Origin of the sequence: Pseudomonas entomophila, from assembly GCF_029478665.1 — a bacterium.
Taxonomy (GTDB): Bacteria; Pseudomonadota; Gammaproteobacteria; order Pseudomonadales; family Pseudomonadaceae; genus Aquipseudomonas; species Aquipseudomonas entomophila_F.
This window is the reverse complement of the sequence record NZ_JARPQB010000078.1, coordinates 1-9613: the sequence shown is the minus strand read 5'-3', so window position 1 is coordinate 9613 and position 9613 is coordinate 1. Positions and strand designations below refer to the sequence as shown.

At 62.9% G+C, this 9613-nt stretch carries 9 protein-coding genes; 2 read left to right on the top strand and 7 right to left on the bottom strand.

Annotated features, from left to right (window positions below):
* Positions 1 to 100: 100 nt before the first annotated feature.
* Positions 101 to 1735, bottom strand: coding sequence for a lipase family protein (locus tag P5705_RS25200; RefSeq protein WP_277463584.1), 1635 nt, complete (start codon positions 1733 to 1735; stop codon positions 101 to 103).
* Between the two features lie 96 nt (positions 1736 to 1831).
* On the opposite strand from P5705_RS25200, the gene P5705_RS25195 reads away from it, so the two are divergent.
* Positions 1832 to 1993, top strand: coding sequence for a hypothetical protein (locus P5705_RS25195; RefSeq protein WP_277463583.1), 162 nt, complete (start codon positions 1832 to 1834; stop codon positions 1991 to 1993).
* A 288-nt stretch (positions 1994 to 2281) separates the two neighbouring features.
* Here P5705_RS25195 and P5705_RS25190 read toward each other — a convergent pair whose 3' ends face one another.
* The 5 genes from P5705_RS25190 to P5705_RS25170 form a co-directional block, all read right to left on the bottom strand.
* The gene (locus tag P5705_RS25190; RefSeq protein WP_277463581.1) at positions 2282 to 3055 is read right to left on the bottom strand and encodes a hypothetical protein; all 774 of its coding nucleotides are present in this window, start codon (positions 3053 to 3055) and stop codon (positions 2282 to 2284) included.
* Positions 3056 to 3125: 70 nt separating this feature from the next.
* Complete coding sequence (locus tag P5705_RS25185; protein WP_277463580.1) at positions 3126 to 3899, bottom strand: hypothetical protein; 774 nt, start codon at positions 3897 to 3899, stop codon at positions 3126 to 3128.
* A 19-nt stretch (positions 3900 to 3918) separates the two neighbouring features.
* Positions 3919 to 4734 carry a DUF4123 domain-containing protein gene (locus P5705_RS25180; protein WP_277463579.1) on the bottom strand — a complete coding sequence of 272 codons (816 nt, stop codon included), beginning with the start codon at positions 4732 to 4734 and terminating at the stop codon, positions 3919 to 3921.
* Positions 4731 to 6785 carry a type VI secretion system tip protein TssI/VgrG gene (gene tssI / locus P5705_RS25175; protein WP_277463578.1) on the bottom strand — a complete coding sequence of 685 codons (2055 nt, stop codon included), beginning with the start codon at positions 6783 to 6785 and terminating at the stop codon, positions 4731 to 4733. Before tssI ends, P5705_RS25180 begins: the two co-directional genes overlap by 4 nt.
* A 133-nt stretch (positions 6786 to 6918) precedes the next feature.
* Positions 6919 to 7671, bottom strand: a complete 753-nt coding sequence (locus tag P5705_RS25170; protein ID WP_277463577.1) for a DODA-type extradiol aromatic ring-opening family dioxygenase — start codon at positions 7669 to 7671, stop codon at positions 6919 to 6921.
* Between the two features lie 100 nt (positions 7672 to 7771).
* Here P5705_RS25170 and P5705_RS25165 point away from each other — a divergent pair, with 100 nt between their 5' ends.
* A complete protein-coding gene (locus P5705_RS25165) occupies positions 7772 to 8422 on the top strand; it encodes a thiopurine S-methyltransferase (RefSeq protein ID WP_277463576.1) in 651 nt (216 codons plus the stop codon).
* A gap of 98 nt (positions 8423 to 8520) precedes the next feature.
* Here P5705_RS25165 and htpX read toward each other — a convergent pair whose 3' ends face one another.
* Positions 8521 to 9408: a protease HtpX gene (gene htpX / locus P5705_RS25160; RefSeq protein WP_277463575.1), complete on the bottom strand. Its 888-nt coding sequence runs from the start codon at positions 9406 to 9408 to the stop codon at positions 8521 to 8523.
* Positions 9409 to 9613 lie beyond the last annotated feature (205 nt).

Sequence of the window (9613 nt, the reverse complement as noted above, 5' to 3'; positions counted from 1 at the left end):
GCGGCGCTCGATCTCGAATGCGCTGAAAATCTTGTGACAAGCCCATGCCTGCCAAGCAATCCAAGAGCGACTCCCGTACAGCTGTACGAAGCGCCATTTTCTAGATGAGGTCCAGCGGATCGTCCAGGCTGGCGAGAATCTGGTCGTAGGTCACCACCTCGATGTCCGGCAGCTTGGGCTTGATCTCGGTGGGGGCCTGGGCCAGCAGTTCCAGGCGCTGGTTCCTCGGGTGTGCCTGCCAGCGGGCCAGGGCCTCTGCGAGTTGCGGCTGGCCAGCCAGGGCGCCGTACACGTCCTTTTCGCTGATGGGCCTGTGGCGCAAGGTGGCCATGCGCTGGCGGGTGGCCTGGATTTGCTCCATCTCGTGGCTGAGCATGCCGAGTTCGAGGGCCCAGTGCACCGGGTCGCTGCGCAGGAGGGTGGCGTGGTGTTTGGCGAACTGTGCCCTGATCGCCTCCAGGGTTTCGTCGATCAACGTGAGTTCGCGCAGGGTCACCGCCGGGGTCTGGCTGCCCAGGGCCTGCTGGTAGCGGCGCAAGGTCGCCCAGCAGCCGGGGACATAGTTGGCGACCATGGTGTGGTCGCCAGCCCCCAGCATCTGGCCAAGCAAGGTCCGCTCCGGAAGCCCGTTCTCGGTGTTCAGCACGCGGTTGCACAAGCCGCGTTCGGTGATGGCCTGGCAACCGGGCGACCAGAGGATCGCCGAGCGCTCGCCACCGACGAAATGCACCGGCATGAAATGCCAAAGCTTGCCGTGGTGTTCGTATTGCTCGCCATCGCGGTTCACCAGCCCTGCCTGCAGCATGTCGAGGCCGAACGGTGCGCGGGCCAAGGTGGCGAGCAGGCCTGCCTTGAGCACGTCCCAGCGGGTGTTCAGCCAGGGCGGTGGAAGGCTCGGTACCGGGTCGTTGGCGAAGACGACGCGGTAGTGGACCAGGTCGGCGGCGCCGTTCATGAAGGAGGTGTCGCCGGCGCGTGGGGCGCCGTAGGTGTAGAGCTGGAGGGTGAGGCGCTCGTCGTTGCGGCGGAGCATCTCAGCGAGCAGCAAGGCCACGGCGCCACCGAGGCTGTGGCCGCAGATGAACAGTTGTTGGGATTGGTGAAACCTGTTCAGGTAGAGGGTGGCGATTTGGTAGGCTTTCTGGGCCGATTCGTAGAAGCCCCGATGCACTCGCCCGTTGCCCTCTTTGAAAGGCACTTGCAATGCATCGACATCGCGTATGACGTCTTCGGGAATTTCGCTGGTGCCGCGAATGGCGATCACCATCACTTCGGCATTATGGGTGATGAACGCCTGGGTATCGGTGGTGTCGCTGTCGCCTCTGTCGTCAAGGAAATGAATATTGGCGGGGTTCTCCTGATCTTTTCCCAATGCCGGGTCGTTGGCAGCATATAACTCGGGATCGAAAGGTACGATCTCCCAGCGCTCGGAGTAAGGAACATCTTCGTACAGTGGGAAACACTCCTGCTGCTGCGAGGTATCCACCCGCCAGATTTCCTCGGAGCTAGCCAGTGCCTCGCCAAACCAGTTACCCACGGTTGGCGCATGGGGGAAGCTGACCGTGGATGCCAGCACCGGGTGTTCGGCCGGTTCCTGGCCGAAGGGGTTGTAGCTGAGCGTTGCCATCAAGGCCAACTGGTACAGGTTCAGTGCGCAGAATGCGGGGTCGAACGACAGCATCGGCCTGAGTGCCCGCAGCGGGCGAACCTCCAGTACAGTGTGCTTGCCTGGCATCAGCCCGACGCCGTATCGGCCATGTTCCTCCATGAGCACGTTGATGGCTTTTGGGGGAGGGAAGGCGCGTGGGGACAGGGGCGGGAGATGACTGTTATGGCGGACGAGTTCTCGGACTTCTACTTGATAGAAGTGGTCAGCGTGGGCTTGGGCTGGATTGCTGGTGGTTCTGGAGGCATCACGATTCAGGTGGCGGGTGTTCTCGGCGCGTACCTGAAGCTCGGTTATTTTCAAAGGATAGTCTTCACGCGTCCTTAAGGTTGTATGAATTTTGCTATTTTCAGAAAATTCGTTTGTAAAAAGCAACGAGACTGGACCGATAAAGTGGTTGTGTGCTTCGCCTTTGCCATTGGAATCTAAATAGCCACTATATTGCTCGCCTTCAATGTCGAATATTTCAAAAAATATGCCGGCATAAGGCGTGCCATCCCCATTCTCGTCAACCAGCTGAAAGCTTGTCTGCTCTCCCCGGGTAGGGCAGGTCAGCATTATGCTATTTAAGGGTGAAAGTAATTCCTCTCTCAACTTGTTGCCTGTGCTCATTGGTTACTCCTTGCAACCTGGGTAGATAGTGCAAAGCCTTCCATCGGGCATGATGAATTCGCTGAAGTCTGTGTGGTTGCCCCAACAGTAAGCATGTAGATCTGCCATTCCCTCGCCTAGACATCGCTTCCAACCATTGGGGAACTCTATCCAAGTATCTTTGAAGTAGGGGCGTTCGGTGTCCGCTAGACGTAAATTCATTCTGATTATTTTGCCGGGTAATTGATCCAGCGTGTAAGCGGCAAAAGGCTTGCCGCGGCCTTTCTCTCCGCGTTCATTGTCTTTTTTGCAATCGAGGATTTTGCGGATTTTTCTGTCTTCACCGGCTGTGCGGAACAACCATTGGCAAACCCCGTAAAAGGTGTCCTCGGTGCCGGACTGCAATGTGCGCCGGTATTTTTCTTCCAGCGTTAAATAAGTGCCGATGTTGGCCGAGTCGCCATGTTGTTGATGAAATTTTTCGCCATAGGTTGCATTGATCGTGATTTTTATCTGGCGCAGTACCATCTGACAGCCTTTGATGACTTTGCGGATTTCGACAACGGCTACCGGGTTGTAGGCTTCTCGCCAATTTTGATTGAATGACGGCATGGTCCGGCGCCAATCTGTCACCGAGCAGTCTTTTTCAGGGTCGGGTACATACACCGTCGAGGCGGAGTAGGAGAAATTGGCGGGTAGTTCGCCGATCAATGTGAAGGTGTTAGATTCCTTTTCGGCGCATCCGGTCATTAGCGTGATGCCTGCACACATAAAACTTTTGATTGCAGTATTTTTCATCATTGCCCCTGTGCTGAAGTCAAGATTCGCCTAAGCAAACGATCCATATGGGTCTGGCTGTGCTCATTGGTTACTCCTTGCAACCTGGGTAGATAGTGCAAAGCCTTCCATCGGGCATGATGAATTCGCTGAAGTCTGTGTGGTTGCCCCAACAGTAAGCATGTAGATCTGCCATTCCCTCGCCTAGACATCGCTTCCAACCATTGGGGAACTCTATCCAAGTATCTTTGAAGTAGGGGCGTTCGGTGTCCGCTAGACGTAAATTCATTCTGATTATTTTGCCGGGTAATTGATCCAGCGTGTAAGCGGCAAAAGGCTTGCCGCGGCCTTTCTCTCCGCGTTCATTATCTTTTTTGCAAGAAAGGATTTTTTTAATTACTCGGTCTGCGCCGGCGGTACGGAACAACCATTGGCATACCCCGTAAAAGGTATCCTCAGTGTCGGATTGCAGTGTGCGTCGGTATTTGTCTTCCAGGGTTACATATGTGCCAATGTTTGCCCGGTCGCCGTCTTGTTGGTGGGATTTATCGCCATATTTGGCGATAATATCGATCTTTATCCTGTCCAGTATCATCTCGCAGCCTTTGATGACCTTGCGGATTTCGACAATGGCGACCGGGTTGTACGGTACGTCTCGCTTTCGATTGAATGACGGCATGCTTCGGCGCCAATCGGTCACGGCGCAGTCCTTTCCCGGCTCGGGCACATACACCGTTGAGGCGGTATAGGAAAAGTTTGGGGGGAGTTCGCCGATCAATGTGAAGGTATTGGGCGCGTTGTCGGTGCATCCGGCCATTAGCGTGATGCCTACCCACATGAAGCCTTTGATTGCAGTGCTGTTCATCTTTGCCCCTGTCCTCAAATCAACGTATGCCGACGCAAACGGTCCACGTGGGCCTGGGTGATTCGCCGAACAGCGGCGCGCATTCCCGAGGCAGTTCGAAGCCGGGCGAACGCAGGCTGAGCACCAGCAGGAACTCGATCTGCGCTGGCGCGTGCCACCCCCAGTCCTGCGCGCGCTGCAACTGCCGTAGCAGCCAGGCACGGGGCGGTTGGCGCTCGGTCAGGGCCAGGTACGCCGGCAAGTGGTGGCTGTAGAGGTAGCGATGGGCATTGGCCCGGGCCACCGGGCCCGTGACATTCGGCGCGGGCAGTTGCAGCCAGGCGGGCTCGCCCGGCAGCGGATGGGTGCCCGGCGCGGGGTTGTCCAGCGTCGCCCAGGCCTGCCCTTGCCAGTAACACACACTGATGGCCTGCCCGAGGTAGGCCGGCAACGTTGCCCGGGCCGCGGCCAGGCCACGGGCCAGTACCCGGTTGTCGTGGAAGCGGTACAGCGCCCGCTGTGGCGGCTCGCCGACCAGCAAGCGTGCGCGCCAGTGTTCGACCCAGGCTGGCAGGTCGCCCGGCGCCAGGCTGGCCAGCCAGCCCCAGTGATCGTCCGGCAGCTCCAGCAGCGGCTGAATCAGCCGGACCTCGGCCTCGCCGACCAGGAAGCAGGCTGGCCCATGGAGCGCGAGGTAGGCGGCGTCAGTCTGCTGGTACAGCACCTGGCGGCGATCGGGGGGCAAGCTGCCCATCAGCGTCTGGCGCGCCTCGACATGGGCATCCAGCACCAGGGCGATATCGCGGCCCTGGGCGCGCTGGCGGGTGATCCACTGCCAGGGGGAGAGCGCGCTCATCGGGCACCTCCCGCTGGCAGGCACAGGCCGTCGCGGCAGCTTTCGCACAGCGGGCAGTAGTCGCTGGCGGTGGCCTGGCTGGTGCTCAACAGTGTCCGTTGCCAGGCGGATACGGGGGCCGACAGCGCCACCGGCGCAGCTTGCCCGGCCTGCTGCCCCGGCAGTGCCGGCGCGGTCGGCAGGCCGGTGACAGGCGCCCCGCCGATCTGCACCGGGCTGCTGGCGAAGATCCCGTTGGCGTTGATCAGCAGGTGCTGGCCCGCGACCTTCAGGCTGATGCTGTTGCCGCCCTCCACCAGCACCTCGCCATCGGCGCTCACTTGCACCCGCTGGCCCGCATGCTGCAGCAGCACCGTGCCGACGCGGGTCTGGCTGGCCTGCTCGACGGTCAGGTGGTCATCGGTGCGCAGCAGTACCTTGCGTGCCCCGCTGACCGTGCGGTGGTCCTCGTCTTCCAGCGTGACCTGGCTGGTGCCTTTGATCAGCGCGTGGCGCTGGCGGCCGATGTACAAGTGACTGTCCTGCTCGATGCGCTCCTCCAGGTCGCGCTGGGCGCGCAGGTAAACCAGTTCCTGGCCGGCGCGGTCGTCCATGGACAGCTCGTTGTAGCCGCCACCACCGCCCAGGCTGCGGCTGCGCAGCACGGTACGGCTGTTGTAGTCGGGCAGGGGGTAGGGCGGCAGGTGCAGGCTGTCGGGCAGGCAGCCGCTGATCACCGGCTGGTCGGGGTCGTCGTCGAGGAAGCTGACCAGCACGGCCATGCCGACCCGTGGCACGGTCAGCGCGCCGTGGCGGTCGCCTGCCCAGCCCGAGGCGACCCGCAACCAGCAACTGCTGTGCTCGTCGCCACGGCCTTCGCGGTCCCAGTGGAACTGCACCTTGACCCGGCCGAAGGCGTCGCAGTACACCTCCTCGCCCTGGGGGCCGGTCACCCGGGCTTCCTGGCTGGCCGGCACGCGGGGCTTGGCGTGGCGCAGGGGCGGGCGGTAGATCGTGTCCCACGGCATGGCGGTGAAGGTGTTGGTGTAGTGCGCGGTGGCGTCGGCGCTGGCGTTCTCTTCTAGCACCTGCGGTTGCTGCCCTTTGTGCGCCACGCTGGTCAGCAGCCACAGCTGGTTGCACGCCGCCTGCGGGTGGCCGGTCAGGTTCATCAGGTGCCCGCTGACCAGGCCCGGCTCGTCGCTGGCGCCGTCGGCCGTGCACTGCCTGGCGCGGCAGCGTTCCAGGGTGCGCTGGGCCAGGGCGCGGCCACGGCCCTGGTCGACCGTTTGCAGCAGGCCGCCGGGGTAGGTGTAGTGTTCCCGGGCGGGCGTGTCGCCGGCCCGGCTGGTGTAGGCCAGGGCGGTGGCGCTCTTGCGAAAGTCGTGGTCGCGCAGCTCGACCCGCTCGACGCTGGATTCAAACGCCAGGGAGAAGGCGCTGGCCACGGCGGTATCGGCGTTGAGGCCGTTTTCCGGGACGAAGGCCAGTGGCCGCGGCAGGTGGGGGAAGTGCATCTGGTGATCGCTGAACACCACCCGATGGCCGTCGCGGGCGTGCTCGAAGCGATAGTGGATGCCCTCTTCCTGGCATAGCCGTTCGATGAAAGCCAGGTCGCTTTCACCGTACTGCACGCAATAGTCGCGAGGCGGGAAGGGCGCCTCGAGGCGGAACTGGCAGGCATCGGCGAGGATGCCGTGTTCCTTGAGTACCTGGCCGACGATCTGCGCCACCGTGCGCTGCTGGAATATCCGGTGGTTGTGGCGTAGTTCCAGGCGCGCCATGCGGGGCACCAGCCTGAGGTGGTAATGGATCAGGCGCTGGCCCACCGTGCCCAGGCGTGCACGCGCCAGCATACCGTGCACACCTCGGCCCTGGTCGTCGAAGGCGAGGAATGCCGGCTGGTCGAGCAGGGTCTGCAGCGCCAGGCAGGTGCTTTCGCTGACCAGCTCGATATCGAACCCGTACAGGGTGCTGATGCCTTCGGCGCCGCTGAAAGCGAGCACCTGCGCGTCGCGGGGCAGGGCGTCGGCGAACAGGCGCAGACGCTCCGGGGGGGAGAGGGTGAACATCCGATGTCCTTGTCGAGGCGGCAAAGGCCGAACGCTAACAGTGACAATCGAGGAGGTGTTGTAGGACCCGTCTGATGCGGTGGAAGGCTAGATCTCTGTTGTGCGTGGGGTGTGTCTAGGTGCCCTGCGTGGCTCAGTCGAACCGGTAGATATCCATGCCCAACGCCCCCAGGGTGAAGCCTTGGTGAACGATGCCGAACCGTGCGCCGGCGCCCATGGCGAAGTACAGCGGCAACAGGTGCTCGTCGCTGGGGTGATTGCGCGCCGCGAATGGCGCCTGCCGGCGATAGTCCACCAGCGCATCCTCGTCCCCTGCTTGCAGCCGCGCCACCACCCAGTCGCGAAACGCCAGCGCCCACGGCTCGACCGCATCCGGCCCGGCATGCCAGTCCAGCTCGCCCAGGTTGTGGGTGATGCTGCCCGAGCCGATCAACAGGATGCCTTCCTCGCGCAGCGCCGACAGCGCCCGCCCGACCTTCAGCTGCAGGGCGGGGCCGGCCTGACTGGGCAGCGACACCTGGATGACCGGGATGTCGGCCTGCGGATACATCAGCGACAGCGGCACCCAGGCGCCGTGGTCGAAGGGACGCTGCGCATCCAGCCGCGCTCCCAGGCGCTCGGCGACCTGCCGGGCCAGTTCCGGCGCGCCGGGCGCGGGATACTGCACGGCGTACAGGGCCGGTGGGAAACCATGGAAGTCGTGCCAGGTCGGCGGCTGTGGGTTGCTCATCACCAGCAGCTCGCGGCTCTCCCAGTGCGCCGACACCACCACGATCGCCTTCGGGCGTGGCAGGTTGAGGGCCAGGCCAGCCAGGGCCGGGCCGCTGGCGCCGGGTTGCAGGGCGAGCATGGGGGAACCATGGGAGATGAACAGGCTGGGCAGCATGGCGAAGTCCTGGCAGGTAAGATGGCCCATCTTCGGTCAGCCAACGATCGAGATCCAATATAAGTTTTTACGGCTACCTATCGAAAAACCGGGAGGAATCATGGAGCCAGCGTTCTGGCACAAGCGGTGGGCGGACAACCAGATCGGCTTTCACCAACCCCAGGTGAACCCGTACCTGCAGGCGCACTGGCCGGCGTTGGGGCTCGCCCCCGGAGCGCGGGTGCTGGTGCCTTTGTGCGGCAAGAGCCTGGACATGCTCTGGCTGGCCGCGCTGGGGTATCGGGTGTTGGGCGTGGAGCTGTCGCGGCGCGCGGTGGAGGACTTCTTCACCGAGCATGGGTTGCCGGCGCAGGTGACGCAGCACGGCGCGTTCGAGGCCTGGCGCAGCGATGAGGTGGAGATCTGGTGTGGGGATGTGTTTGCCTTGCGAGCCGAGGACCTTGCCGATTGCGCGGGGGTGTATGACCGGGCGGCCTTGATTGCGCTGCCGCCTGAGATGCGCGAGCGGTACATGGCGTTGCTGGGCGAGAAGTTGCCGACGGCGTGTCGCGGGGTGCTGGTGACCCTGGATTACGACCAGGCCTTGATCGACGGGCCGCCGTTCTCGGTGGCGGATGCCGAAGTGCGTGCAGGGTTTGCCGGGTGGCAGGTCGACGAGCTCGAGGGGCGGGAGATTCTCGAAGAGAGCCCGAAGTTCATCAAGGCTGGGGTATCGAGCCTGGTCGAGCGGGTCTACCGCCTGACTCGGTAGGTACCGCGTCGCCTGCTTCGCCGGCAAGGCCGGCTCCTACAGGGGATCGCAAACAAGAAAGGGCGACCGAAGTCGCCCTTTCTTGTTGCTGCCGGGAATCAACCGCGACGGCGCAGGGCGTCGATACGGTCTTCCAGCGGCGGGTGGCTCATCAGCAGGCCGGCCAGGCCGTGCTTGAGGCCGCCGTTGATGCCGAAGGCCTTCATCGTGTCGGGCATGTGCACCGGCAGGCCCTGTTCGGAGCGCAGGCGCTGTAGGGCGCCGATCATCGCGCCGGTGCCGGCCAGGTGGGCGCCGGCTTCGTCGGCGCGGAACTCGCGGCGGCGCGAGTACCACATGACGATGATGCTGGCGAGGATGCCCAGTACCAGCTCGGCGACGATGGTGGCGACGAAGTAGGCGATGCCGTGGCCTTCTTCGTTCTTGAAGATCACCCGGTCGACGAAGTTGCCGATGATGCGGGCGAAGAACATCACGAAGGTGTTCACCACGCCCTGCACCAGCGCCATGGTGACCATGTCACCGTTGGCCACGTGGCCGATCTCGTGGGCCAGCACCGCGCGCACCTCGTCGGGCGAGAAGCGCTCGAGCAGGCCTTGCGACACCGCCACCAGGGCGTCGTTGCGGTTCCAGCCGGTGGCGAAGGCGTTGGCCTCATAAGCCGGGAAGATACCCACCTCGGGCATCTTGATGCCGGCTTCGCGGGACAGCTCCTCGACGGTCTGCAACAGCCACTGCTCGTGGCGGGTGCGAGGCTGGGAGATGATCTGGGTGCCGGTGGTCATCTTCGCCATCCACTTGGAGATGAACAGCGAGACCAGCGAGCCAGCGAAACCGAACACGGCGCAGAAGACCAGCAGTTGGCCGAGGTTGAGGTCAACCCCGTTGGCTGCCATGAACCCGTTGAAGCCGAACAGGCTCAGGGTAATGCTTGCAACCAGCACCACCGCGAGGTTGGTGGCTACAAACAACAGAATGCGCATCATGGTTGTCACGTTCTCCTGACGGATGAGTTTGTTGCGTACTGCGGGGTATATAAGGGGGAGGGCGCGGCGATTCAACCGGGCGACTATTTCAAACTGTGTACGGCGGAGTATGGCAGAGGATGCCGGGGGTGCCGTGGGATAGAGCGTTGCAGGATGTAAGGAGATTTGGAGTGGGTGTTGTGTTGACCTTGGGATCGGGCGCCGC